This window comes from Staphylococcus caprae (assembly GCF_003966625.1).
GTDB lineage: Bacteria > Bacillota > Bacilli > Staphylococcales > Staphylococcaceae > Staphylococcus > Staphylococcus caprae.
The window spans coordinates 214,022-238,713 of record NZ_AP018587.1; the positions used below are offsets into that span (position 1 = coordinate 214,022).

The following is a 24,692-nucleotide window of genomic DNA, read 5'->3' on the forward strand; positions in this document are numbered from 1 at the left end:
AGATAAATGTACATATTCGTCCATGGACATTTATTCTTTATGCATTCAAAGACTATTCTTCATTACCTCAGACATAAAAGCAACTTTCCACTTTTATCTTATCGTTCTTTTTTATAATTTAATTCTCCTGAAATTTCCAATTTATTCACTCGTCATACGATGAGTGAATTTTTTGTCTTAAGATTAGTTTTATTTCATTCATTAAAATGATACGTTCTTAATAAGTGGAGGTGTGTTTCAATGATATCGATTAAACGTGGCATATGGATCATCTTAAGTTTAATACCGATTGAATTCATTGGCATGATTGTAGATTATAAGACGTATACAATGTGGGGTTACATACCATTTATTATTATTTTGATTATTTTGGGTTGTTTTTCATTCGACCTGAAGAGCTATTTCATCATTTTAATAAGTAGACTTTTAGGGATTTTAATATCGTGGAAATGTAGTGACTATTTTATAAATTGGAAAGAGGCAGTAAACTATTTTAAGCCTTTTGATAACCTTTCATTTATTGTATTTTTAGGAATAATAGGTTTTGGGCTTCTTCATATTGTGATGCTTGTCTTTTATACATTAAGACGCAGTTAAAATGAGACTGAAATCAACACGTCGTTAAAATAAGCGACCCTCTTACTTAATTTTACTTTGTTGCCAAGTTTATATAAAATAATCCCTTTCGAAGTTGGCTCTCTCCGAAAGGGATATAGGGAATAAGGTTAAATTAATTTCAACTTTTGTTAGTTTAAAAGTTACTTCAAAATTTTACAATATTTATTAAAGGTTTTGGGTTAAGGGGGGATAACCCGTTATAGAATCTTAATATTTTGTAGGGAAATGGTTAATTATTAAGATTCATAATAATTTAATTCTAAATCTTTTGATGTTTGTTTACGTGTTTCTCTCATTAATTGAATATCATTGATAAGAGATTGACCATATGATGGAATCATTTTTTGTATTTTAGGTTTCCATTCATTTTCATAATCAGCGAAGTTTCTTTCTAAAACTTCTAACGCTACTGAAACTGAAGTTGAAGCTCCTGGTGATTCACCTAATAATGCAATGACAGAGTGATCTTCAGAGTTAACAACTTCTGTACCAAATTGAATGAATCCTTTACCGTGCTCAGGCGTATCTTTAATAACTTGAACACGTTTACCTGCAGTGTATAATTGCCAATCTTCGTCACGTGCTTCAGGGTAGAACGTGCGTAGATGGTTCATACAACCTTCTTTAGTCATCAATACTTGATCGATTGAATACTTAATTAAAGGTAAATTTTTAGCAGCAGCTGCAAGTAAAGTTGTGATGTTGTATGGTTTAACAGATTTAAATAGATCTAAGTTAGAACCATTTTTTAAGAATTTAGGCCCAACGTTCGCAAAAGGCCCAAATAATAATGTTCTTTCACCATCAATATAACGTGTATCGAGATGAGGTACAGTCATTGGCGGTGTGCCAGGTGGTTCTTTACCGTAAACTTTAACGTCATGTTCATTAATAACTGCAGGGTTGGTACATATTAAGAACTGACCGCTAATAGGGAACCCGCCTAAGTGCTTACTTTCAGGGATACCAGTTTTTTGTAATAGTGGAATAGCGCCACCACCAGCACCAATAAAGACGTAATCCGCTAATACAGTTTCTTCAGAACCGTTGTTGCGATTTCTTACTTTCACTTCCCATGTACCATCTTGACGTCGGTTAAAATCAATGACCTCATGATTATATTGAACTTCTGCATTAGGGTGCTGTTCAATACTTTTAGCCATCTTACGTGTTAACTCACCGTAATTCACATCTGTACCTTCATCAATTTTACTGGCTGCCATAATCTCATTGCCTGTACGACCTTTCATCATTAATGGCATCCATTTTTTCATTTCTTCAATATCTTCTGTATATTCAATATTGTCGAACATTGGGAAGTTACGCATTGCTTCGTAACGATTTTTCAAGAATTGTACGTTATTCTTACCTCTTACGAAACTAATGTGAGGAAGGGGATTAATAAATTCTCTAGGATTATCAATGTTGCCACTTTTCACGAGGTGTCCCCAGAATTGCTTAGAAATTTCAAATTGTTCATTGATTTCTTTCGCTTTTTCGATATCAATTGAACCATCAGGTTGTTGAACTGTATAGTTCAGCTCACATAACGCAGCATGTCCTGTACCGGCATTGTTTCTTTCATTAGAACTCTCGATACCTGGACGATCTAAACGTTCAAAGAGTTTGATGTTCCAATTAGGTTCTAATTCTTTAATCATAGAACCAAATGTCGTACTTAAGACACCAGCGCCAATAATCACTATGTTTTTTGACTTGTTGCTAGGCATTTTTGCTCACCTTTCTAAAAAGATTTCGTGCAAAAATAATTAAATTATTGCGCTGACTCTTATTATAAGTGCTGTATTTCTATAACAAAAATACATATTTTCAATAACACCTATTCCATTTTGTAATAATTTGGACACAATATGACCATTGATTAGACAAAAAATAGTCTGTGCGTTCAGATAATGAATCGTCTAAATTTTATTCATCAATGTGTGTGACAGAATTAATAATAATTCTTCAATTGGTTTGCTACGCTCATCTAAGATATGAAAACTCACTTGTCCCTCATTTTTAGCCCAATGTGATAATTGTTCATTTTCATAATTTGTAATGATACAAGTTTCTGGGCTCATTTTTTTAATAAAATAGTCTTCATTATCATAAGTGAACTTAACCGGTTTATTAACCAACGTAAACTCTTTCATATCAATTTTTGTGTTTCTATAATTACAATGAATTTCTCTGAAATTTCTAAAGTTTGGTATACATTTAGAAGTGAAAATAATATTTTTCTCCAAATCTCTAACAACATAAGACGTATAGATGCCTGCTTGAGGAATAATAATGTCTAAACCTTTGATAAATGGATTCGGATAAGCTTTTCTTATGTACAAATAAGGATCTCCATCGTTGTACATTGTCTTCCATCTTGTATCAAAGTAATTGCTGAGTGTGTAATTAATCATTCGTCATCAACCTTCGATTTTTAGAATTATCAATAAATGTATATTCCCTATTCTCATGGAAAATAAAACAACTAGCGAAAAGTTTAAAATTGATTTTATTTAAGAGAAAACAAAACACCCTGGGAATTAGACGAGCACGTGCTTCCACTTCGCAAAGTATCTTAAATTAAATACAAACATATAATAATGTTTCTGAACATATGCAATAGTGCATTCAGTATTTTTTGAAAAGTTGCGTTAAACTTGATATAAGTATTATATGCAAGGTACATACATAATTGGGAAATTTATAAAATAAAATCAGGTGATATGATGTTTCAAAGAATACTAAGCGTGACAGGCGTGTTATGCGTGGTCACATTATTATCAGCTTCTCCAAGTTTTGCAGTGGAAAAACCAACCTCTTTATTAAAGAACAAAGATAATACGAAAATTTCAAGCACATACGAACCTCAATCTTTAACACTCTCAACAGAACAAGGTCAAATACTATATAGTTATCATGAAAATAAAAAAGTAGACCCTGCTTCTTTAACTAAAATGATGACAATGTATTTGACACTAGATGCTGTAAAATCTGGAAAACTACATATGAACGATAAAGTAAAAATTACTAACCAACAGGCGCAATTATCTCGAAAATCTAACCTATCCTCAGTTCCCTTAAAAGCTGGTCAAATCTATACAGTTAAAGAAATTTTAAGTCAAACTGCTTTAGCATCTAGTAATGCTGCTGCTTTAATTCTAGGAGAAAAGGTATCGAAATCGACGTCTACTTTTACAGATCAAATGAATCAACAAGCAAAGCAATTTCATATGAATCATACCCACTATACAAGTCCTACAGGGGCAGATACTCATTTATTAGGACCTAGTGCCCCTGAAAAGTATAAAAACCAAGGTAAGACGCAAAGTACATCCAAAGATATGAATATAATGATGTATGAAATGTTAAAAAATCATCCGGAAATACTGAAAATTACTAAAAAAACGTCAGAAACTCAAAAAGGACAAACGTTTAAATCTACAAACTTATCTTTAAAAGGGCAGCCTAAGTATTATAAAGGGACTGATGGTTTGAAAACAGGAACAAGTGATTCAGGATATAGTTTAGCTTTGACGAATAAACAACATCGTTTAAGGCTGAATGAAACGATTCTAGATGTGTCGCCTTATCCAAGTGAAACAGCTAAACTTACACGTAATGAAATTGCGAATGATATGATGAAGTATTATCGTAAACAATACGAGTATAAAAAGGTTTTATCCAAAGGAGAGCACAAGATTGATGGTACAACATATGATGTGAAGAAAGATTTATATGACGTTGTTCCTAAACATCAAAAATGGTATATCGCCATTAATAGTAAAGGTAACGCATATGTTCACTATAAACGAAATTATCTCGAGGGCGCTTCATATCCTTCAGTCAAAGCTGATAAAAAAAGTAAAGGTATATTAAGTTGGTTATCGCATCTGTTTTTGCGATAACCTATTATTTTGAAGTTTAATGTAAGCGTTTTACCATATTTGTACTAATACTTACATGTAATATGTTAATATTCAATTGACAGAATGTTCCGACATCATCAAGCGTTATAACTTTCATACAAGGGGGTTAGGCCCATGCCTAAAAAGTTATTTAGTATTGATTTAAACAAGACAATGGATCAACAAGCGCATCCAGGACATAACAGATGGCATCCAGATATTCCGGCAGCATTTTCAGTAGAACCTGGAGAATCATTTAGAATGGAATGTTTAGACTGGACTGATGGACAAGTAGGAAATAATGATGACGCGAATGAAATTAAATATGTCAATTTGAATCGTGTCCATGTATTAAGTGGTCCTGTGTATGTGAATGGTGTCGAACCAGGAGATTTACTTGTCGTTGATATTCTAGACATCGGAACTTTTCCTGAACATGAATGGGGATTTAACGGTATCTTTGATAAAACGAATGAAGGCAGTTTCTTAGTTGACCATTATCCTAATGCAGCCAAGTCTATTTGGGATTTCAATGGAATCTATGCTACTAGTCGACATGTTCCAGGAGTCGAATTTGCAGGGGTTATCCATCCGGGGTTAATCGGAGTGGCACCTTCTCAAGAAATGTTAGACGAATGGAATCGTCGTGAACGTGCGCTTGTCGATACAGATCCGGACCGTGAACCTGTGTTAGCGAATTTACCTACTGAGGATGCGGCAGTATTAGGTACGCTTAAAGGAAGAGATTTTAATCGTGTAGCTAAAGAAGGCGCACGTACAGTTCCGCCTCGTGAAAATGGGGGCAACTGTGACATCAAAGATTTATCAAAAGGGTCTCGAATTTACTTCCCAGTTCATGTTAAAGGTGCCAAATTATCTGTAGGTGATTTACATTTTTCTCAAGGTGATGGAGAAATTACATTCTGTGGTGGTATTGAAATGCCAGGATGGATTGAATTACGCGTGAATGTCATTAAAAATGGGATGGAAAAATACCATATTAAGAAAAACCCAACATTCAAACCAGGTTCACTTCTACCGAATTATAATGATTATATTGTCTTCGAAGGTATTTCTGTAAATGAATTTACAGGTGAACAAAAATATAATGATGCGACCACTGCATACAGAAATGCAGTGCTTAATGCGATTGAATTCTTAAAAACACGAGGATTCACTGGAGAACAAGCTTATATGCTACTAGGTACAGCGCCAGTGCAAGGCACAGTTGCCGGTATCGTAGATGTTCCGAATGCCTGCTGTACGATTGCGATTCCGAGAGAGATATTTAAAGACGATATTGTACCGAGTTTGGAGCCTGATGAATAATGCCAAAATATACTTATGATTGTTCAACGTGTGGGCCATTTACAATGAGACAATCCATGAATGAACAACATGAATATGCATATTGTCCACATTGTGGCGACACATCTACACGAGTATTTAACGCTTTTCAAACTTATAAAATGGATGGGAAATTAAAGCAACGTATTGAAAAAGGTCAACAACCTCGTGTTGTTACTAAAGATAAGTTGCCGACAAATAAACGTAAAAAAGCCACACAAGGAAGACCTTGGATGGCAGGACACTAAGCGCTAAAATAAGAACCTTCGCTAAATAATGACACTATTGGGGGTCATATCACTATCTAGCGAGGGTTTTCATCTATAATAGTTATTAAAATTTTTTAATGTGTGTTTCTCTAATGCCATTTATAATTTTGACGACTTCTCGTGTTAAATCTTCGACTGAACGCTTTTGTCCCTCTTTTAACCAAGCATAAATAATGCGCAAGATACCACCAGCCATGAATTCCATGTAAACCTCTAAATCAATATTAAATCGAATGCCATGACGGATGTCGAAATTAACCTGTCTTTCAACACCCTTATAAAGCTGGTTATATACGATGCGGGTAATTTCGTCATAATAGGCAATAGTAAAGACGCTTTGGATAGTATCTCTATTTTCTATTAAAAAATAAAGTGTCTCCCTAACTATATTTTCGAAATATGTTTTCGGTTCTTTCACCAATAAATTATCTAAATGAGATTCATGCAAACTGTTGAAAAAGTTAGCTAGAACTTGGTTTAATAAATCATATTTATCACTGTAATGACGATAGAAAGTTGAGCGACGTACCATAGCTCGATCACACAAATCTTGAACAGTAATCTGACTAAAATTCTTCGTCTTAAGTAGTTCTAAGAATGAATCCATAAGCGCGCGTTGTGTCTTCTTAACACGTAAATCATTGTTATTCATTTTTTATTCACCTCATTAATCCGACACTTCAAAATCTGTGTGATTGATGCATATATTGTTTGATAGTTGCTCTGTAAAATAATTTCTGAGCGTTGCAAATTAATAATTAACAGCATTTACTATAGTACTTCACTTATAGCACGAACACAATTGCATTGTACTACTTTTATCGTTGAAAATGGTGTTGAGGTGTATGGTCGAGATAGTACTTTTTAAAATTTAGCATGATAATTATGTACACCATTCAGAATAGTAACCACTTCTTTTGTTAAATCATCTATTGAACGTTCTTGGCCGTCTTGAATCCAAGCATACATTGTACGTAATATGCCTCCTGCAATAAAGTCAGCAAGAATATCTATATCAACATTAAATTCAACCCCATGACGTATTTCAAACTGTATTTGAGCTTTCATACCTTCATACAATTGCTCATATATAATATCAGTGACTTCATCATAGAGTGCCATAGTTAGTACATTTTGAACAATAGGTTTATGTTCATATAAATAATCCAATGATTCACGAATCACTTTCTCGAAGTGGGGTCTAGGATCATCTGGATTTAAAGTTGTAGAATGTTTCTCTCTCACTCTAAAAATCAACTTTTGTATCAATAATTTAAGTAAATCATACTTATCGTCGAAACGTCTATAAAATGTTGAACGTCTGACTAAAGCTTTGTCACATAAATCTTGGACGGTAATTTGACCAAAATCTTTCGTTCTTAGCGTTTCAAATAAAGCATTTAATAATGCTTGTTCAGTTTTTTCTACACGCAGATCTTTATTTTTCATTATACACCTCTTAATAATGAGACATTTATTAAAATATGTCACATAAGTATCAGATGGCTTAATTTGCATTCACATTCTTTGATTTAAAATTGATATAATCCTAATTGTGATTACAATTGAATAAATCTTTTGAGTGGGCAATGATATTACTATATAAGCCATACTAACTCATTAAATTGGGCTTTATGGGTTAGTATGTTTTGTGTGGTAATTAGAGTATACTGTTAATTTTTTCTCAAAATCACTTACGCAGCTTCATGCTGCATCCCTAAATTTTTGTGTATTAATGTAGTCATAGTATCTCTAGTTATTGCGTGTGTTGAGCAAAATGCTAATCGTTATCGATTGGTATTTTGCTTTTTTTGTGGAGAATTTTAAAAATATGTGCAAGCAACAGAGTTTTAAATTTAAAATTGCTTAAAGATAATATGTATAACTACATTTTAGAATAATATATCTATTAGAGTTAAACAAGGTGTATATGAGATTAAAAGAAGATGATGGGTGGATGAGTTAAAAATGCAAAGGAAAAAGTATATTTATAATTGAAAGAATTTTCAGAAAAATACTTGTAATATTAATTTCGTCATGGTAGTTTAATACTACATTTTCACTTTAGTACAATATAGCGTTAAAGTGTTTGGGTCGAGGTGACATCTTGTGAGTAAATTAGACATAATTTCGATTAAGGAAAAGGAATTAGCATTTCTAAAGTATTTCAAACAACAAGGTTATCAACTTGTTGATTTTAATTTAATAGAAAAGTTGAACTGGGGAAATCTTACGCATGAAGATTTACAACAAATGGAAGAACGTCATTTTTGGCAACATCATAAACACTTATATGCCTTAAGAAACGATTTTACTGATCAATTATTTAGATATTACTCAGCTTATCCTTCAAATCACCAACAAGTTGCGTATGCTGGCGACATTATTAGAAATAATAAAGTGATTAAACAAATAGGAATCGAAAATTATCATCCTTCACGTGAAGTGATTAAAAACAGTTTTATACATTTTCACAAATTCATTAAAAGCGATCTTCATGATCGTATACAATTTGTGATTCTTGGACACTATCAATTGATCGATGCACTTCTAGACCAACAGTTTCAAACACCCGACGTAGTAGAAATGATTGAAGAAAGAAATATATCAGGTTTGGTTAACAAATTGGGTGTGCATCATCCGCTTATTCGAATATTAAAAGAGAACACATTAAATCAACTCCAGTTGCTTCCCAATTACCTCAGCGCTAACCATCCTGCGCTTCAAACATTGCAATTGTGGGAAGGATGGCTAAAATCATGGGGATTGAAAGATATTCATCTCGATATTACTGCACAGCCACCAAGGTCTTATTACAAGGGTGTATTTATCAAATGTCATTTAGAACACTCGCACGAAAGCGTGTTGACAGGTGGGTACTACCATGGTGAGTTAGAAGGATTTGGCTTAGGTTTGACGCTGTAATTTTATAAAAGGGGAAGGAGCGAATGTCATGTTACGTGTAGCATTAGCAAAAGGACGATTATTAGACAGTTTCATAGACTATTTACAGCGAGTAAAACAGAAAGACATGTCTGAGGCGTTATTATCGAGAAAAAGGTTATTACTGCTTACTGTAGATAGCATTGAATTTATTCTAGTTAAAGGAAGCGATGTACCTACATATGTTGAACAAGGTATTGCGGATGTTGGGATAGTCGGGAGCGATGTGTTAAACGAACATAAATTTAATATTAATAACTTATTAGATTTGCCATTTGGGAAATGTCACTTTGCTTTAGCTTCTAAACCTCAAACGACGGCGTACAAAAAAGTAGCGACGAGCTATGTTCATACGGCCACACAGTACTTTGCCAACCAAGGAATGGATGTTGAACTCATTTATTTAAATGGTTCAGTCGAACTTTCATGTCTTGTTGATATGGTTGACGGGATTGTAGACATCGTACAAACAGGTACAACACTAAAGGCGAATGGTCTTGTTGAGAAGAGACATATTGGAGATATCAATGCCAAGTTAATTACGAATAAAGAGGCATATTTCAAGAAATCTACTGAAATAGAAAGGTTAATTAAGCAATTGGGGGTGTCTATTGACTATGCTTAAAGCACAACAATTTATAGAACAATTTGCTCAGAATGAAACATTAGACGAATCACTGTATCCGTTAGTACGAGATATATGTGAGGAAGTGAAGTTAAAAGGGGACCGTGCACTAAAAAATTATAATTTAACATTTGACCATGTGAAAACAGATCAATTAGAAGTGGCTCAATCTAAACTCAAAGAAGCTTATGATAATTTAGATGAAACAACACGACATGCCCTTGAACAAAGTTATAAACGAATTAAAGCCTATCAAGAAAAGATTAAGACAAACATGACCCAACTTAAAAGCGAGGAATGCTACGAAATCTATCATCCTATTGAGCGCGTAGGGATTTATGTTCCAGGAGGTAAAGCGAGTTATCCTTCTACGGTACTAATGACGGCAACGCTTGCACAAGTAGCAGGGGTAAAGCATATTACCGTCGTCACACCACCTCAACCGGACGGGATTTGTAAAGAAGTATTAGCAGTTTGTTTCATTACTGGTGTGAACCATGTTTATCAGGTCGGTGGAGCTCAAAGTATTGCTGCATTAACGTATGGAACAGACGCTATTAAGAAGGTCGATAAAATTGTAGGACCAGGCAATCAATTTGTGGCCTATGCTAAAAAGTATGTCTTCGGGCAGGTAGGTATCGACCAAATTGCTGGACCTACAGAGATTGCGTTGATTATAGACGACACTGCAGACTTAGATGCGATTACCTACGATGTCTTCGCACAGGCAGAACATGATGAAATGGCACGTACTTATGTAATTAGTGAAGATGAGAACGTATTAAACCAACTAAAAACTAAAATAACTAAAGCGCTCGCAGATGCGAAACGTAAAGATATTATTTCAAAAAGTATCGCTCAACATCATTATTTAATTTTAGCTTCAAATCATGACGAAGCATGCCAAGTTATGAACACGATTGCCCCAGAACACGCATCTATTCAAACAAAAGCACCGAAAACATACGTTGAAAAGATTAAATATGTAGGTGCGTTATTTTTAGGACATTATTCTCCTGAAGTGATCGGTGACTATGTAGCTGGACCTAGTCATGTCCTTCCAACAAACCAAACTGCTAGATTTTCAAATGGGTTAACAGTAAATGATTTTATGACGCGCAATTCAGTGATTCAGTTAACGCAACAAACCTTTAAAGAGGTCGCGCATTCAGCAGAACACATTGCACATATTGAATCTTTATATAACCATGAAAAGTCTATTCAAATACGCAATTAAGGAGGGACACATATTGATACGTATAGATAAGAATGAAAGTCCCATTGCACCTTTATCACAGGTTCAACTTAATGAAATTTTGAAAGACATGCAATATAACTTATATCCTGACGAAGAATATCAACGATTTAGAGAAGCTTATGCTTCATTTTATAAGTTAAAGCCAAATCAAGTGATTGCGACAAATGGTTCAGATGAATTAATTCAAAAACTGATGTTGATTATGCCAGAAGGGCCTGTGCTCACGTTAAATCCTGACTTCTTCATGTATCAAGCGTATGCAGCACAAGTACAACGTCCTATTGAATTTGTAGAATCTGATCAAGATTTACAATTTAATTTGCAACACATTTTAGATCGTATTGAAGCGGTTCGCCCATCATTTTTCATTATGAGTAATCCACATAATCCGACTGGAAAGCAATTTGATATGACTTTCATTAACTCAATAAGTGAGAAATTGAATAAGATAGGTAGTTACTTTGTTATAGATGAAGCATATCTTGATTACGGTCAACCTTACGAGGTTCCGAATACCCCTCATGTTATTCGCATGCGTACATTTTCGAAAGCTTTTGGTATAGCAGGGTTACGCCTTGGTGTCATCATCGGTCACGAAGCAACGATTCGTTTGATTCAACGTATAGAACATCCTTATCCACTTAATAGTTTTACATTGAAAGTGGCTACGTCACTTTTTATTTCTGAAAATGACACAACAGCATTTTTAAAGAGACAGCGTGCACTAGCGACACGATTGAAAGCGATTTTCACCAAGCATGTTGCAGACGTTATCAAAGTGTATCCTTCCTATACAAACTTTGTCTTAACTAAAGGCAAACTCGCGCATGATTTAGGGGAATTTATTTTCAAAAATGGGTTTAAACCACGAATTTATGAAGAAGAAAATATGAAGGATTATGTCCGTTATTCTATAGCCACTGAGGAACAGCTTGAGCAATTAGAAGGCATTGTTAAAGAATGGAGAGAGCGTTATGACTTATCGAAAAATACGTAACACCAATGAAACACAATTAAATATTGAACTTGCTAATAATGGTCAACCATCTCATATCGATACGGGCGTAGGTTTCTTAGACCATATGCTGACACTTTTTACGTTTCACAGTGGTTTAACTCTAAATATTGTAGCGAACGGTGATACATATGTAGATGATCATCATGTTACTGAAGATATTGGTATTGTCATAGGTCAATTGTTACAAGAACTAACACGTGACCAAAGAAGCTTCACTCGGTATGGAAGTGCCTATATACCAATGGATGAAACGCTCGCACGTACGATTGTAGATATTAGCGGTCGACCCTATCTTTCTTTTAATGCCAAACTCAGTAAGGAAAAGGTAGGCACATTTGATACTGAGCTAGTTGAAGAATTCTTTCGAGCGTTAGTGATTAATGCACGTTTAACCGTTCATATTGATTTAATTCGAGGTGGCAATACGCATCATGAAATTGAAGCGATATTTAAATCATTTGCAAGAGCGTTAAAGGTAGCGCTTATGCCTTCTAAAGATGGTCTTATTCCTTCATCTAAAGGTGTGATTGAATGATTGCAGTTATAGATTACGGTTTAGGAAACATCAGTAACGTAACTAGAGCTATTAAACATTTAGGGTATGAAGTCGTTTTGACGTGTGAAGAAGCAGAAATGATGTCTGCTGATGCTATCGTTTTGCCAGGTGTAGGTCATTTCAAAGATGCAATGGTATCCATTCACTCTAAAGGGTTAGATCAAATCTTAAAAAAGATTGATGGCACACCGATTATTGGAATATGTCTAGGTATGCAGTTGTTATTTGAGCATAGTGCTGAAGGAGACGTCGATGGTTTAGGACTTGTCCCGGGAAATATTGTGCCGATTCAAACTTCGTATCCAGTACCTCATTTAGGATGGAATCAGTTACACAGTCAACATCCTTTATTACAAACCGATGTTTATTTTGTTCATTCGTATCAAGCAGAAATGTCTGAGCATGTTGTGGCGTATGCTAATTATGGTACACAAGTTCCAGGCGTTATCCAATATCGTCATTACATTGGGATTCAATTTCACCCTGAGAAAAGCGGTGAACATGGCTTAGCCATTTTAAAGCAGGCATTGAAAGGCGGTTTTATTGATGATTGAATTATGGCCAGCAATCGATCTCATAAATTCAACAAGTGTTAGATTAACAGAAGGTAAATATGAGTCCGAAGAAAAGATGGAAAGATCTGTTGAAGACAGTATCGAATTTTATAGTCAGTTCGAGAGTGTGAAACGTATACATATCGTCGATTTAATCGGTGCGAAAGCTAAAGAAACGAGAGAACTGGATTATATTAAAACATTGAGAGGCCTTACAAATAAGCCAATTGAAGTAGGAGGCGGCATCAGAACATTGTCGACAATTGAAGACTATTTTAATGCTGGCATTGATTACTGCATCGTTGGCACGAAAGGTATTCAACATCTTCAATGGTTAAGTGAAATTGCCAATCATTTTCCAGGAAAAATTTATCTATCAGTGGATGCGTATCAAGAAGATATCAAGATCAATGGTTGGGAAGAAGATGCACAACTCAATTTGTTTGAATTCGTATCGCAAATAGAAGGATTACCGCTTGGTGGGATTATTTATACAGATATTTCAAAGGACGGAAAGTTATCAGGGCCAAATTTTGAGATCACAGGTCGACTAGCTGAGTTTACAAATTTACCTATCATTGCGTCTGGTGGCATAAGACATCAACATGATTTGAAACGTTTAGAGCAACTTAATGTACATGCGGCCATCGTTGGTAAAGCTGCACATCATGCATCATTTTGGGAGGGATTATCTTGATTAAGAAGAGAATTATTCCTTGTTTAGATGTGAAGGATGGTCGTGTAGTGAAAGGGGTTCAATTTAAAGGATTGAGAGATATTGGAAACCCTGTTGATTTAGCTTTGTATTATAACGATGCAGGTGCAGATGAACTTGTCTTTTTAGATATTTCAAGAACTGAGGAAGGACATGATTTAATGCTTGAAGTGATAGAGGAAACGGCTAATCAACTCTTTATCCCTCTTACAATTGGAGGTGGCATTCAAACATTGGATGATATCACACAATTACTTCATCACGGGGCGGATAAAGTGTCATTGAATTCAAGCGCTCTAAAAAATCCTGAACTCATACGACAGGCGAGTGAAAAGTTTGGAAGACAATGTATATGTATCGCAATAGATAGTTATTACGATGAGAATAGACACGATTATTTCTGTACGACGCATGGCGGTAAAAAATTAACAGATGTCCGTGTCTATGACTGGGTTCAACAAGTAGAACATTTAGGCGCAGGAGAACTTCTCGTTACAAGTATGCGTCATGATGGGATGAAACAAGGATTTGATATTGAACATTTGTCCGAGATTAAGTCCTTAGTTAATATCCCAATAATAGCTTCAGGAGGCGGAGGAAACGCTCAGCATTTTGTAGAATTATTCCGAAAAACAGATGTATCTGCAGGTTTAGCAGCAAGTATTTTACATGATAAAGAGACATCGGTTGATCAGATTAAAGAAACATTGCGCCAAGGAGGTATACCTGTAAGATGAGAAAAGATGTAGATTTTTCAAAAGGATTAGTGCCAGCCATTCTACAAGATGCAATGACAAATCAAGTATTAATGCTTGGTTACATGAACGAAGAAGCTTATCAAAAAACTGTAGATGAAGGTATAGTCACTTTCTACTCAAGGTCTAAAGAACGATTATGGACGAAAGGTGAGTCTTCAGGACATACGCAAAGCGTTGTAGATATTCATATAGACTGTGATAATGATACATTACTTATAAAGGTCAATCCTAATGGGCCTACATGTCATACGGGAAGCCAAAGTTGTTTTAATACTGAAGTTCCTTTTGTGGTTCAATCGCTCCAACAAACAGTGCGTGAAAGTGCTAAATCGAATAAAAGCAAGTCTTATACCCAATACTTACTTAAAGAAGGGATAGAGAAAATTTCTAAAAAGTTTGGGGAAGAAGCTTTTGAGGTGGTCATTGGTGCAATGAAACACAATCAACAAGAAGTGGTTAATGAAACAGCTGATGTCATGTATCATTTATTCGTGTTATTACATGCATTAGACATTCCGTTTTCAGAAGTGGAAAAAGTGTTAGCACAACGACATCAGAAAAGTAATAACTTTAAAGGTGAGAGAAAAGATATCCAACATTGGTAAATGAATCATCTATAGAAGAAAAGCCTCTAAATTGAAATGATTTAAAATTTCAGTTTAGAGGCTTTTATAATAGTATCAATGTTTATATAGATTATTTGTGAATATAACGATTTAAATGCTTTGCGGTAACTGAATTTTTTATTTTTAGTAGTCCGGCAGGCTGACCGCTATATAATAATTGGCCACCTTTATCTCCAGCATAAGGTCCAATATCAATAAACCAATCGGCTTGAGTCATCATCGTTAAATTATGTTCAATAAGAATAACGGTATTACCTTGTTCAATCAAATGGTTAAAGCAATCGATAAGGACAGGTAAATCATCTTCATGAAGTCCAGTCGTTGGTTCATCGAAAATAAAGATTTGATCGTGTACATCTTCAGTGAGATATCGGCTTAATTTAACACGTTGAATTTCTCCACCAGACAAAGTATCTAAAGATTGACCTAAAGTCATATAGTTAAGCCCAGTGTTCGCTAATGCTTGAAGCGGACGAGTGATACTTTCTTGTCCGTCAAACTGCGCAATGGCTTCACTGACAGTGAGTGCTAAGATATCCGCGATAGAGTTACCATCTACTGTTGCTTCTAGTACTTCAGGGCGGTATCTTGTGCCATTGCACATCTCACAAATTTGGGAAAAGTCTGGCATAAATGCAAGTTCAGTTTTAATAACACCTTTACCATGACATTCAGGGCATGCACCTTCAGAATTATAACTAAACATGCTTTTTTTCATGCCCGTGTGTTGACTAAAGAAACTTCGTACATCATCAAAGATATTTAAATACGTCAGTAAGTTAGATCTATTAGACGCATGAGGTGGTTTCTGATCGATAAAAATAGCACAATCATCGTGTTCAAATGCTGCTGAAATAAGCGAACTCTTTCCAGAACCAGCCACACCTGTCACCACGGTCATAGCTTGTTTAGGTAATTGCGTTGAAATATGATTTAAATTATTTCGTGAGATATCTTTGATATGAAACATCTCTGAAGTAGTTCTAGGATTCTCTTTGAGATTATGCCTTTTGTTTAAAGCTTTACCCGTGCTCGTTTGAGATTGAAGTAAGCCATCATATGTTCCCTCGAACATAATCTCTCCGCCATCTTTCCCTGCATTAGGTCCAATATCAATCACATGATCGGCTGTTTGTATTACATCGGGGTCGTGTTCGACCACAAGCACTGTGTTTCCTTTCTCTTTAAGCGACTGAATCATATCATTAATTCTTTGAATATCTTCAGGATGTAGTCCAACGCTTGGCTCATCAATAATATAAACTAAATCACTTAGTGGACTATTTAAATGTCTGATCAGTTTAATACGTTGGGATTCGCCACCTGACAGTGAAGTTGTCTCTCGTGATAAAGTTAAATAATTCAAACCGATATAACTCAATGCCTGTAGTTGTTGCTTTAATGGTTCAATAATCACTTTGGCTGTATTTGAATTGATATTTTCTAGAAAATGAACGGCATCATCTATAGGTAAATCGGTGAAATCAGCGATATTCACACCATTGATTTTACAACTTAAAACTTTATCATTGAGTCTTTTACCATGACATGATGGGCATTCATGTTTTGATACAACACGATCAATATCAGCTTTGAAACGTTTCTTTTCAAAATTATCATTAAGCAAGAAAGAACGTCTAAAGCGATGAATTAAACCTTCAAATTTTGCTGTTCTTGGCCAATTTGATGGAGGATTTTTTAATTTTGTAGGTTCGGTATATAAAAATGTATCCATTTCTTCTTTAGTATAGTCTTTTAATTTCTTATCATTATCAAATAACCCGGTATAGAGGTAACGTTTACCACGCCAACTGTCAGGTCTAAAGGAAGGGAATTTAATTGCATCTTCATTTAGTGATTTGTCGAAATCGAGTAATTCGTTTAAATCAATATCCTCTACATAACCGAGACCTGAACATGTATCACACATTCCTTTAGGATTATTAAAAGAGAAAATATCTGAATATCCTACAAAGGGTTCTCCAATTCTAGACCACAACAGCCTTACAGAAGCATAAATGTCTGAAATAGTACCTACAGTGGAACGTGAATTTCCACCAAGACGTTTTTGATTTATAATCATGGCGACAGGCAAATGATTGATTTGATCGACATTTGGTTTTTCGTATTGAGTTAATTGGTGTTGGACATAACTTGAATATGTTTCATTTAATAGTCGTTCTGACTCAGCGGCTATCGTATTAAAGACTAATGAAGACTTACCTGAGCCCGACCTCCCTGTAAATACAGTTAATTGATGTTTAGGGATGCTGACATCAATATTTTTAAGATTATTTTGTTTAGCTCCTAATATTTCAATGTTTGACATTCTTTTCACCTCATTATTCAACAATACCCTTGGTTGTCTAAAGTAATGATTAGTCTTCAAGTCTATCAATCGTTTCGTTTAGATTAAAATATTTTTTTAGAAAATGTTTGTAATTGTGAGCTGTAACATCATATTTTTCTTTAGTATCTCCATAGCTTAACGTGAGTGTGCGATGTGTCATTGTAGCCCGACCAAATGTTTGTGGCTGTGTGACAAGTAATTGTTTTACAAAAATAGAGTTTGGATTACTTTGGTTATAAACAATCTTATCATCAAAATCATGAATGAATTGAGGTTTTAATAGTGCATGGTACAACGTAACCCATTCGTTGTTTTTAAGTTTTTGAACATGATAGTAGTCTTCTGTGTCTAAAATTGCACGAAATTCTCCATTAATATCAGAGATAACAGTAGGTTGGGAAACATGAGTAATTGGAATTGCATGTAACGGTAAATCACCAAAACCTACATCCGTAACGTAATATATACCGTCTATTTTCGTATATAAAGACATATGTGAACCTTCTAGAGAACGGCCACCATCAGGGGTATGAATGGTAGCTGAAGCACGATGAACATCAAACCCTTTCTCCTCTAAGTATGTTCCAAATAGATGATTCATTTCATAACAGAATCCACCTCGATGGTTTAGGACGATTTTTCTAAAGAGGTCTTCAATGTTAACAGAAATAGGAACTTGATTTTGAACACTAATATTTTCAAAGGGAACAGTCAGCATATAACGTTCTATCATATGATTAAGTGTTTCCACATTAAGGTTTTGATATTGAGATGTATTAATATTTAAATAGTTTTCAAATTGCAAACAATCCATAATTTTCATCCTCTTTATATAGTGATATTTAGCTATATTCATTTTAAAATATATCTTCTAGCTTGTAATTCCATGAGAATTCTTTTATATAATTGGTCAATTTAATTGCATGTAATTATTGACAATTTTTCAATATTACAGTATGATATGTTTTAAATTTAATCGAAAAAGATAAGTGTTTTATATTTTATATGCAACTCAATAGTATTGTATATACAAAAATTTTTTATATTAAATGTAAGCGTTTTCTTTTCGATAGAAAGGATGGTCATTATGGAAGCTATTAAAGCGATTTTTAGTAAGCTATTCGAGTTACTACCACGCGCAATTATTAATTTATTTATTTAATCATTTATAATTGCGAAGTTCATTTTTAAAAAATTAAATAAATAGAGGTGCTACTAATGGAGACAAGAAAAAACAAGTATAGTATTCGCAAGTTTAGTGTGGGGACATCATCAATCTTGATAGCAGCATTATTATTTATCGGGGGTAATTCAGCTCAGGCTGCCGAGGAAAATCACAATCAGGGAACTTCGGACAATGAGATATCACAATCTATTGGGACAAATAATGAAAATGTGAATGAGCATCAGACAACGAAAAATGAGGAAACTCAATCAACGTCTGAACAACCGAATGTTAAAAATGATACGAATGATAAGACGAATCAACAAAATAGCTTACATAATGAGAATAACCAAAAAGACGTACATCAAAACACTGACAATGAAGAAAGTGCAACATCTCAAAACCAAGCACAAGAACAGTCAACAGGAAATCAAGGTCATCAACAAAGTGATTCAAAAGAAGATGTAAAACAACCTTCAACAACAGATGATGCACGTAAAACAGATCAAACATCAACTGAAAATACTAAAGAAAAGGCACAGAACCAAAATGCTAAAACAGAAGCTGAAGATGCAGCACCAATGGAAAAAGCAGAGCATCACGAATCAGCTGACAATCAAACTCAAATACCATCAAAAACTGAAAACAAATCAGACAATCAAGGTAACCAAGTGAGTGAGTCTGAAACACAAGATAAACAACAGACAAAAGAAAACGCACAAAATAGTAAAGATGAAGATGCGCAAACACTTACAAAAGAAAACACTGATGAAACAAAATCATCAAAAGATACAGACGACACAACAGCGACAGTGAAATCGCCTAAAGCGACATCGCAAAAAGATAATCAACCAGAGGCAGATAACCATCAAAAGGTGACAGCTCAAGATGACGCAACTTCAGAAGCTACACTAGCTACAACAAAGGATAGCGACGAATCCAAATCTTTAACTGTTGGCGATAATGCAAACCCAACTTCGAACAAAGATGATTCTTCTGATAAAGATAAAGACTCTAAAGACGGTTTAGGCACACTGAAGAATAATGCCGTTGCTACAACTAATAAAAAATCCAAACAGCAAACAACACAACAAAATAAAGATCAAACAAATAAAAAGGCGAAACATAGCCAATATAAAAATCATGATCCAATTATCTTAGTTCACGGTTTCAATGGATTTACTGACGATATCAACCCTACGGTGCTATCACATTACTGGGGTGGCGATAAGATGAATATCCGTCAAGATTTGGAAGAGAATGGTTATGAAGCATATGAAGCAAGCATTAGTGCATTTAGCAGTAACTATGACCGTGCTGTAGAACTTTATTATTATATTAAAGGCGGAAGAGTAGACTATGGTGCAGCACATGCCGCAAGATATGGTCACAAACGTTACGGTAAAACATACGAAGGTGTCTACAAAGACTGGAAACCAGGTCAGAAAGTACATCTTGTAGGACATAGTATGGGCGGACAAACAATTCGCCAACTAGAAGAATTGTTAAGACATGGTAACCCTGAAGAAGTAGAATACCAAAAAGAACATGGGGGTACGATTTCACCTTTATATAAAGGGAACAACGACAATATGGTATCTTCCATCACGACGTTAGCTTCACCGCATAATGGTACACACGCTTCAGATGAACTAGGTAACGAAGCCTTAGTACGCCAAGTGGTATTCGATGTAGGTAAGGCATTCGGTAGAAAAAATTCACGTGTAGACTTTGGCTTAGCGCAATGGGGTCTTAAACAAAAACCAAATGAATCATACATCGATTACGCGAAAAGAGTTCAAAATTCTAAATTATGGAAATCTCAAGATAATGGTTTCTATGATCTTACACGTGATGGTGCCACAGATCTGAATCGTAAAACATCATTAAATCCTAATATCGTGTATAAAACATATACAGGTGAATCAACGCATGCATCATTATTCGGTAGACAAAAAGCAGATTACAATCTATTCTTCCCATTCACGATAACTGCCAATGTAATTGGTAAAGCGACTGAAAAAGAGTGGAGAGAAAACGACGGTCTAGTATCGGTGATTTCAGCACAACATCCATTCAATCAAAAATATGTAAAAGCAACAGATAAAAATCAAAAAGGTGTATGGCAAGTCACACCAGTCAAACATGATTGGGACCATGTCGACTTTGTCGGACAAGACAGTTCAGATACAGTACGCACAAGAGAAGAACTACAACAATTTTGGCACAACCTCGCAGATGATTTAGTTCAAAGTGAACAATTAACTTCAAATTAATAAATAAGTCATTGAGAGTTGATAAGTAAAATCTATAAAGTGAAAGGGGTGAAATCCAATGTCAGGTACATTATTCCAATTAATCGGTTCATTCTTTAGAGTATTGAAAGTATTATTCTCATAAAAAAGTAATCCACCACAAACCCAAAGCGCCACCCGCAGAGATCCGTCAATTTTATCTCTGCGGGTGGCGCTTTTCCAACATTAGTGTGATTTCCAACTAGGTTGATAATGATTAAACTGTAGCTTATACGGCTGTTTGCCAATAACGAACCTAAAAATATAAAATTCTCTCAATATCATACCAACACCAATGCAGATGCCGAGAATCATCAGCAAGGAAACGGCTAAGAAGACAACTGTGTTATCCTCAAAGATATTGGTATACGCAAATAGCGAATCCAAAATAATTGGATGTAGCAAATAAATAAAGAATGAAAATGCACTAATCATCTGAACCGTGTTAAGTAACATGGTTTTAAAGTGTGCGCAAATACCTACAAGTACAAAGAACATTACACTGTTATAAAGCGTGAGTGAATAAGTAAAACTGGTAACATTCCAATAATCGTCCCCAGATATAGCAATAAATAGTACATATGAACCCAATGCTAACATAATCATGATGACGAGATATTTTTCTAAGAATGATAGTACACGTTCATAGTTGTACCCGATATAGCCACCTAAAAAGAAATAGAAAATCCATCCAAGTATCATCGTATTCTCACTTAATGGATAATAATGTTTTACAAATCCATGAAAAGCATCGCTATGATTAAAATAATATAAAAATGCTTGTTGTATGACAAAGGCTAGCAATAATAAAAGCTTACTATTAAAAAGTTTATAATTAATCTTATAAATCACGTACGATAAAATGAAGAATTGCATGATAATAATGATGAAATAACCATACCATTGTCCCAAAATCACATTTTCAATAAATTGCTTTTTAAAAGACGAAGCGGTTAACAATGATTCACTATAACTATAAAATAGTCCCACTAATATATAAGGAATAAAGATATACTTAAAGCGAGAAAACAAATATTGCACGCTAACAGATTTATAATTTAATGTAGTTAACAACTGTGATAAAACGATAAAACTAGGTGTCCCAAATATGACTATATTTCTTATATAAAATTGCAGAATAAGCGAACTTCCTGAAAGATGTTCATGTTCTAAAGTGATTTGTGTTAATAAATGCGTGACAATAATAATGATACATATAAAAGTACGTAAGTATACTAATTCAAGTCTATTTTTCTTCATTGAAACCGTCCCATTTCTTAATTAAAGTTTCGAATGCATCGTTACTTACTAGAATACGAGGTATTTTGTAATTATTTACATTTGGAGTGACAGCTTTTTCACTTAATGTAAATCCGTATTTCATACCTGCATCTTTAGAAGCTTGAATTTTACTATTGTTGATTAGACCATAAGGGTAAGCGATGGCATGTTGATTTTTGCCAAATTTAGAATTTAACACATCTTCACTATCTTCAATATCCTTAGTAGCAGCAGGATTAGATGCTTCTAGAAACTTTGACTTATTTCCTTTCTTTAACGAATGTAGATTATTCGTGTGTGTTTCGAAATCCCAAAGGCCTGTACGATACATTTCTGATAATTGAGACTGAGTCATCATATCTAAATTATGGAAGTTTTGTTGACCAATATGTCCAGTAATCACAAATCCAGTTGCTGGAATTTTATATTTTTTTAATATTGGGAATGCATTTTGATAAATAGTTTGATCCATATCATCGAAATTAATCCACACACTACGTTTTGGGAACTTACCTTTCTTTTTATACTTCAGAAACTCTTTTAAAGTAAGGAACTTTGCATCATGTTCCTTCAGCCATTTGATTTGTGACTCAAATTCTTTATCCGTCACACTATAATTCTTAATTTCCTTACTACTTGAAAATAAAGTTATAAAATCATTCAAGGGGTCATTTTTTCTAACTCTGTGATAGTTTAACGCTAAAGCGCTATTCTTGTGATACTTTAACTTCTTGTTGTCTTCATCAGCTTTTGCATTATGATGAAAGATTGGTGTTACATTCGTCATTACTAACATCATAATTAAGCTAATCAAGATAAATTTGAAAGGCTTCATGCTTCACGACCTTTCTTAATTTTTTGAAAAATCATACTAAAAGTAAAGAATATGAAAATAATGATTGAGAAAATCAGCATCAATTCAAATATCTTATAAATTTCTACGTTCTCCACATTGAGTGCAATACGTATCGTAATCACACTTTCAACTTGTGAATTGATAAGCGTCCCTATATATACAATCATGACAACGACACAATAAATCCAAAATGCGCAAGATATCGCGATGAATAAGCTCTCCCTAACTAAATTCAAAGACGATTTTACCGTTGGATATTTCCTCTGTCTGGGCTTGACCATGTAGCATAGCCACCTTTCTTTCTTTTTAATGCTTTAGGAAATGCGAAAATGACAACGGCGGCGTTGATAATCCAATAAACTGTTGGGTACCAACTCACAAAAATTAAACCAACTATATTTTTCTTTTCGTAGCGACTGTCTATAAATAAAGCAACTGTAAACTGAATGATGTTGATAAATGTCATCGTAAATGATGAAAGGAAAAAAATTGAAAAGCTATATTTCAAATATGTGTAATCTAAGAAGTTAGCAGTCATCAACAAAAATGCTAGGTATAGCAGAATGATATAAACCCAAGTGATAGAGATGATTTGTTCAAACATGAGGATATAAAGTGATAATTTCTTAGATCTCATCGTTGCCCAAAAATCTCTAAGAAGTACTTCATGTCCACCTTGAGCCCATCTCACACGTTGTTTCCATAGACCACCAACTGTTTCAGGCACAAGCATCCAACATAATGCGCGTGGTTCATATAAGATATGAAACCCCGCTAGGTGTAATTTCCACGATACTGCTATATCTTCGGTAATCATATCAGTATCCCAATAGCCGACTTCTTTCAGTGCGCTTTTCTTAAATAATGTAAACACACCTGAAATGGTGTTAATCGCGCCAGCCAGTGATTGACTGCGTTTAATACATCCGATTAAGCTCGCATATTCTATCGTTTGTATCTTTCCTAAAATAGAACTCTTGTTGCGAATACGTGGGTTACCTGTGACAGCACCTAGTTTAGGATTTTTCTTGAAGTTGTTCATCATATAATACGGAGCATCTTGATCCACAATCGTATCTGCATCTAAGCACATCACGTAGTCATATGAAGCTTGCTTCACACCTTCGTTTAAAGCATTTGCTTTACCTCTATTAACTTGTAAATCCACAAACTTAAAGTCGTGATGTTTCTTCATATCATAAATAATGTCAGCAGTATTATCAGAACTGCCATCATTGATGATAATAATTTCCTTTTTTGCGTAATTAAGTGACAGGACATTCGATAGCGTATCTCTTACAGTTTCACTTTCGTTGTAACATGCTAATAAGAAAGTGATGCCTTCAATTTGTTCATTGTTGTTGACTATATCTCGCTTATTAAAGGGCGATTCTTTAGTGAAAAAGTAATAAATTGAACCTACTATCCAGTAAATTGACATGAAAATAGGGTAAAAAAGCAAAAAGTTAAAAAATTGCATTTTATTTACCTACCTTTCGTTAGTTAGGTTGCATCGAATATATTAATCGAAAGTATTTCAATTTGCAATAG

21 protein-coding genes and 1 pseudogene are annotated in these 24,692 nt (G+C 34.5%); 12 read left to right on the forward strand and 10 right to left on the reverse strand.

Annotated elements, in window-relative coordinates:
• Positions 1 to 854: 854 nt before the first annotated feature.
• Both lqo and JMUB898_RS00880 read right to left on the reverse strand, forming a co-directional pair.
• Positions 855 to 2,348: an L-lactate dehydrogenase (quinone) gene (lqo, locus tag JMUB898_RS00875; protein WP_002444761.1), complete on the reverse strand. Its 1,494-nt coding sequence runs from the start codon at positions 2,346 to 2,348 to the stop codon at positions 855 to 857.
• 192 nt (positions 2,349 to 2,540) lie between these two features.
• Complete coding sequence (locus tag JMUB898_RS00880; RefSeq protein WP_232019002.1) at positions 2,541 to 3,035, reverse strand: tubby C-terminal domain-like protein; 495 nt, start codon at positions 3,033 to 3,035, stop codon at positions 2,541 to 2,543.
• Between the two features lie 312 nt (positions 3,036 to 3,347).
• On the opposite strand from JMUB898_RS00880, the gene pbp4 reads away from it, so the two are divergent.
• The 3 genes from pbp4 (at position 3,348) to JMUB898_RS00895 (ending at position 6,121) form a co-directional block, all read left to right on the forward strand.
• Positions 3,348 to 4,526: a penicillin-binding protein PBP4 gene (gene pbp4, locus JMUB898_RS00885; protein ID WP_037541757.1), complete on the forward strand. Its 1,179-nt coding sequence runs from the start codon at positions 3,348 to 3,350 to the stop codon at positions 4,524 to 4,526.
• Between the two features lie 135 nt (positions 4,527 to 4,661).
• Complete coding sequence (gene fmdA / locus JMUB898_RS00890; protein ID WP_126501875.1) at positions 4,662 to 5,855, forward strand: formamidase; 1,194 nt, start codon at positions 4,662 to 4,664, stop codon at positions 5,853 to 5,855.
• Positions 5,855 to 6,121 (forward strand): FmdB family zinc ribbon protein, encoded by a 267-nt coding sequence (locus tag JMUB898_RS00895; RefSeq protein WP_002444755.1) that lies wholly within the window; start codon positions 5,855 to 5,857, stop codon positions 6,119 to 6,121. The genes fmdA and JMUB898_RS00895 overlap by 1 nt, the downstream gene beginning before the upstream one ends.
• 85 nt (positions 6,122 to 6,206) lie before the next feature.
• Here JMUB898_RS00895 and JMUB898_RS00900 read toward each other — a convergent pair whose 3' ends face one another.
• A complete protein-coding gene (locus tag JMUB898_RS00900; protein WP_002444754.1) occupies positions 6,207 to 6,794 on the reverse strand; it encodes a TetR/AcrR family transcriptional regulator in 588 nt (195 codons plus the stop codon).
• A gap of 212 nt (positions 6,795 to 7,006) precedes the next feature.
• Positions 7,007 to 7,591, reverse strand: coding sequence for a TetR/AcrR family transcriptional regulator (locus tag JMUB898_RS00905; RefSeq protein WP_037541756.1), 585 nt, complete (start codon positions 7,589 to 7,591; stop codon positions 7,007 to 7,009).
• Positions 7,592 to 8,251: 660 nt separating this feature from the next.
• Between JMUB898_RS00905 and JMUB898_RS00910 the strand changes: the two genes are divergently transcribed.
• The 8 genes and pseudogenes from JMUB898_RS00910 to hisF all read left to right on the forward strand — a co-directional run bounded on the left by JMUB898_RS00910 (position 8,252) and on the right by hisF (position 15,174).
• Positions 8,252 to 9,067, forward strand: a complete 816-nt coding sequence (locus JMUB898_RS00910; protein WP_002444752.1) for an ATP phosphoribosyltransferase regulatory subunit — start codon at positions 8,252 to 8,254, stop codon at positions 9,065 to 9,067.
• Positions 9,068 to 9,095: 28 nt separating this feature from the next.
• Complete coding sequence (gene hisG / locus JMUB898_RS00915) at positions 9,096 to 9,710, forward strand: ATP phosphoribosyltransferase (RefSeq protein ID WP_002444751.1); 615 nt, start codon at positions 9,096 to 9,098, stop codon at positions 9,708 to 9,710.
• Positions 9,703 to 10,947: a histidinol dehydrogenase gene (hisD, locus tag JMUB898_RS00920; RefSeq protein ID WP_095323436.1), complete on the forward strand. Its 1,245-nt coding sequence runs from the start codon at positions 9,703 to 9,705 to the stop codon at positions 10,945 to 10,947. Before hisG ends, hisD begins: the two co-directional genes overlap by 8 nt.
• Positions 10,948 to 10,960: 13 nt before the next feature.
• Positions 10,961 to 11,965, forward strand: a complete 1,005-nt coding sequence (locus JMUB898_RS00925) for a pyridoxal phosphate-dependent aminotransferase (RefSeq protein WP_037541755.1) — start codon at positions 10,961 to 10,963, stop codon at positions 11,963 to 11,965.
• Complete coding sequence (gene hisB, locus JMUB898_RS00930; RefSeq protein ID WP_002444744.1) at positions 11,943 to 12,521, forward strand: imidazoleglycerol-phosphate dehydratase HisB; 579 nt, start codon at positions 11,943 to 11,945, stop codon at positions 12,519 to 12,521. The genes JMUB898_RS00925 and hisB overlap by 23 nt, the downstream gene beginning before the upstream one ends.
• A complete protein-coding gene (gene hisH, locus JMUB898_RS00935) occupies positions 12,518 to 13,096 on the forward strand; it encodes an imidazole glycerol phosphate synthase subunit HisH (RefSeq protein ID WP_002444742.1) in 579 nt (192 codons plus the stop codon). The genes hisB and hisH overlap by 4 nt, the downstream gene beginning before the upstream one ends.
• Positions 13,089 to 13,793 (forward strand): 1-(5-phosphoribosyl)-5-((5-phosphoribosylamino)methylideneamino)imidazole-4-carboxamide isomerase, encoded by a 705-nt coding sequence (gene hisA / locus JMUB898_RS00940; protein WP_002444740.1) that lies wholly within the window; start codon positions 13,089 to 13,091, stop codon positions 13,791 to 13,793. The genes hisH and hisA overlap by 8 nt, the downstream gene beginning before the upstream one ends.
• Positions 13,790 to 15,174 (forward strand): annotated as a pseudogene (gene hisF, locus JMUB898_RS12735) (imidazole glycerol phosphate synthase subunit HisF). The gene hisA and the pseudogene hisF overlap by 4 nt, the downstream one beginning before the upstream one ends.
• 91 nt (positions 15,175 to 15,265) lie before the next feature.
• On the opposite strand, the gene JMUB898_RS00955 reads toward hisF, so the two are convergent.
• Both JMUB898_RS00955 and JMUB898_RS00960 read right to left on the reverse strand, forming a co-directional pair.
• Positions 15,266 to 17,524 carry an ATP-binding cassette domain-containing protein gene (locus JMUB898_RS00955; protein ID WP_002444735.1) on the reverse strand — a complete coding sequence of 753 codons (2,259 nt, stop codon included), beginning with the start codon at positions 17,522 to 17,524 and terminating at the stop codon, positions 15,266 to 15,268.
• A 49-nt stretch (positions 17,525 to 17,573) separates the two neighbouring features.
• Entirely contained in the window at positions 17,574 to 18,359 is a 786-nt protein-coding gene (locus tag JMUB898_RS00960; RefSeq protein WP_172594628.1) for an arylamine N-acetyltransferase family protein, read from the reverse strand.
• Between the two features lie 404 nt (positions 18,360 to 18,763).
• Here JMUB898_RS00960 and lip point away from each other — a divergent pair, with 404 nt between their 5' ends.
• Positions 18,764 to 20,986 carry a YSIRK-targeted triacylglycerol lipase gene (lip, locus tag JMUB898_RS00965; RefSeq protein WP_002444731.1) on the forward strand — a complete coding sequence of 741 codons (2,223 nt, stop codon included), beginning with the start codon at positions 18,764 to 18,766 and terminating at the stop codon, positions 20,984 to 20,986.
• Between the two features lie 204 nt (positions 20,987 to 21,190).
• Here the strand turns inward: lip and icaC are convergent, their stop codons facing one another.
• Genes icaC through icaA form a run of 4 tightly spaced genes read right to left on the reverse strand, consistent with a single transcriptional unit; the run spans position 21,191 to position 24,621 of the window.
• Positions 21,191 to 22,264 (reverse strand): polysaccharide intercellular adhesin biosynthesis/export protein IcaC, encoded by a 1,074-nt coding sequence (gene icaC / locus JMUB898_RS00970; protein WP_002444727.1) that lies wholly within the window; start codon positions 22,262 to 22,264, stop codon positions 21,191 to 21,193.
• A complete protein-coding gene (gene icaB, locus JMUB898_RS00975; RefSeq protein WP_002444725.1) occupies positions 22,251 to 23,120 on the reverse strand; it encodes an intercellular adhesin biosynthesis polysaccharide N-deacetylase in 870 nt (289 codons plus the stop codon). Before icaB ends, icaC begins: the two co-directional genes overlap by 14 nt.
• Positions 23,117 to 23,422, reverse strand: a complete 306-nt coding sequence (icaD, locus tag JMUB898_RS00980) for an intracellular adhesion protein IcaD (protein WP_037541753.1) — start codon at positions 23,420 to 23,422, stop codon at positions 23,117 to 23,119. The genes icaB and icaD overlap by 4 nt, the downstream gene beginning before the upstream one ends.
• Positions 23,386 to 24,621 carry a poly-beta-1,6 N-acetyl-D-glucosamine synthase IcaA gene (icaA, locus tag JMUB898_RS00985; RefSeq protein ID WP_037541752.1) on the reverse strand — a complete coding sequence of 412 codons (1,236 nt, stop codon included), beginning with the start codon at positions 24,619 to 24,621 and terminating at the stop codon, positions 23,386 to 23,388. The genes icaD and icaA overlap by 37 nt, the downstream gene beginning before the upstream one ends.
• Between the last annotated feature and the right edge of the window lie 71 nt (positions 24,622 to 24,692).

Bases quoted from the DNA above. Each gene is read 5' to 3' on its own strand.
- icaA (WP_037541752.1), bottom strand. From the start codon at position 24,621: ATGCAATTTTTTAACTTTTTGCTTTTTTACCCTATTTTCATGTCAATT.
- lip (WP_002444731.1), top strand. From the start codon at position 18,764: ATGGAGACAAGAAAAAACAAGTATAGTATTCGCAAGTTTAGTGTGGGG.
- JMUB898_RS00880 (WP_232019002.1), bottom strand. From the start codon at position 3,035: ATGATTAATTACACACTCAGCAATTACTTTGATACAAGATGGAAGACA.
- icaD (WP_037541753.1), bottom strand. From the start codon at position 23,422: ATGGTCAAGCCCAGACAGAGGAAATATCCAACGGTAAAATCGTCTTTG.
- JMUB898_RS00905 (WP_037541756.1), bottom strand. From the start codon at position 7,591: ATGAAAAATAAAGATCTGCGTGTAGAAAAAACTGAACAAGCATTATTA.
- JMUB898_RS00895 (WP_002444755.1), top strand. From the start codon at position 5,855: ATGCCAAAATATACTTATGATTGTTCAACGTGTGGGCCATTTACAATG.
- hisH (WP_002444742.1), top strand. From the start codon at position 12,518: ATGATTGCAGTTATAGATTACGGTTTAGGAAACATCAGTAACGTAACT.
- fmdA (WP_126501875.1), top strand. From the start codon at position 4,662: ATGCCTAAAAAGTTATTTAGTATTGATTTAAACAAGACAATGGATCAA.
- JMUB898_RS00955 (WP_002444735.1), bottom strand. From the start codon at position 17,524: ATGTCAAACATTGAAATATTAGGAGCTAAACAAAATAATCTTAAAAAT.
- hisA (WP_002444740.1), top strand. From the start codon at position 13,089: ATGATTGAATTATGGCCAGCAATCGATCTCATAAATTCAACAAGTGTT.
- icaB (WP_002444725.1), bottom strand. From the start codon at position 23,120: ATGAAGCCTTTCAAATTTATCTTGATTAGCTTAATTATGATGTTAGTA.
- JMUB898_RS00960 (WP_172594628.1), bottom strand. From the start codon at position 18,359: ATGGATTGTTTGCAATTTGAAAACTATTTAAATATTAATACATCTCAA.
- lqo (WP_002444761.1), bottom strand. From the start codon at position 2,348: ATGCCTAGCAACAAGTCAAAAAACATAGTGATTATTGGCGCTGGTGTC.
- JMUB898_RS00900 (WP_002444754.1), bottom strand. From the start codon at position 6,794: ATGAATAACAATGATTTACGTGTTAAGAAGACACAACGCGCGCTTATG.
- hisB (WP_002444744.1), top strand. From the start codon at position 11,943: ATGACTTATCGAAAAATACGTAACACCAATGAAACACAATTAAATATT.
- hisG (WP_002444751.1), top strand. From the start codon at position 9,096: ATGTTACGTGTAGCATTAGCAAAAGGACGATTATTAGACAGTTTCATA.
- hisD (WP_095323436.1), top strand. From the start codon at position 9,703: ATGCTTAAAGCACAACAATTTATAGAACAATTTGCTCAGAATGAAACA.
- icaC (WP_002444727.1), bottom strand. From the start codon at position 22,264: ATGAAGAAAAATAGACTTGAATTAGTATACTTACGTACTTTTATATGT.
- pbp4 (WP_037541757.1), top strand. From the start codon at position 3,348: ATGTTTCAAAGAATACTAAGCGTGACAGGCGTGTTATGCGTGGTCACA.